Raw genomic sequence first — 1274 nt, forward strand, 5'->3', positions numbered from 1 at the left:
GACACGCCCATTATGCTATTTTTTCGTAATAAAGCTGTTCGAAACGCAAGGGTGACATGTAGCCAAGCGTGCTGTTTGAACGTTTTCGGTTATAAAAGAACTCCAGATACCGATACAACTGCTCATAGGCTTCTTGCTTGGTCTTAAATTTGGGATTACAGTAAATCAATTCACGTTTTAGGATACTGTGAAAGGCTTCAATACAAGCGTTATCGTAGCAGTTTCCTCTCCGGCTCATACTGGCCTTCATCTGGTAGGTGCTGAGTTGCTCACGGTAGGCTTTTGACGCATATTGCGATCCGCGATCGGAGTGGTGGATGAGTCCTTTTTCTGGCTTTTTCGCCGCGTAAGCCTGCTTGAGGGCGTCTAGTACCAGATCCGTTGTCATGTGATCACTTAATTGCCAGCCTACGATTTGTTTCGTGTAGAGATCCAGGATGCTCGCCAAATAGAGCTTACCTTGGCGACAGGGAATGTAGGTGATGTCCGCCACCCATTTCTCATTGGGCTTGGTCGCCGAAAAATCTTGCTGCAGCTCGTTCGGTGCGACCGGCCACTCGTGATTCGAATCGGTTGTGGTGACGCGGAACTTGCGTGACATGCAGGAACGCAGCCCCTTTTCGCGCATAATAAAGCTGACCGTACGCTCCGATACGATCCAGCCTTCTTTAAGAAGCTCGTTGTAGATACGGGGGCTTCCATAACGGAATAGCGAGTCATCATAGTGCCACGTGATTCGCTGGGTGAGCTTTTCTTTTCGCTGCTGCCTTCCGGACGGCGCTGCTGTGCGCCATTTGTAATAGCCGCTCCTGGATACGTGAAGCACCTGGCACATCTTCTCCACTCGAAATTCGGAGCGATGATCTTCGATGAAGGAGAACCTTAGTTCTTTTCTTTGCTGAAGATGTGCAGCGCCTTTTTTAGAATCGCCATTTCTTCTTTCAGATCCGCCATTTCCCGCTCTTTACGGCGGGTTTCCGCTTCCCTTTCTTTGAGGGTTTGTTCGAGCTTACGGATTTTTTCCGGATAGTTGACCTCCTCCTGATCGAACGCTCGATATTGACCGATCCATTGATGCAGGGTGCTTTTGGGAATATTCAGCTCCTCACAAATGTCGGCTATGGTCTTGGTCTTTTCTTGTACATACTTAACCGTCTGTCTTTTGAATTCTTCATTGTATCGTTGCCGTTGTTCTCCCACTCGCGGACACCTCTTCTTTTTCGTTACGTCTATTATTAGGCGTTCCTTAACGCTGTGTCCACTTTTTATTCTAG

2 protein-coding genes are annotated in these 1274 nt (G+C 48.1%); both read right to left on the bottom strand.

The window, feature by feature from the left end; translation table 11 throughout:
* Nucleotides 1-10 precede the first annotated feature (10 nt).
* The gene (locus AC50X8_RS32385) at nt 11-871 is read right to left on the bottom strand and encodes an IS3 family transposase (protein WP_494883715.1); all 861 of its coding nucleotides are present in this window, start codon (nt 869-871) and stop codon (nt 11-13) included.
* Between the two features lie 11 nt (nt 872-882).
* On the bottom strand, nt 883-1274 hold a 392-nt coding region (locus AC50X8_RS32390), incomplete at its 5' end, for a transposase (RefSeq protein ID WP_494883713.1).

The sequence above is a fragment of the Paenibacillus sp. JT22N15 genome (assembly GCF_059383755.1).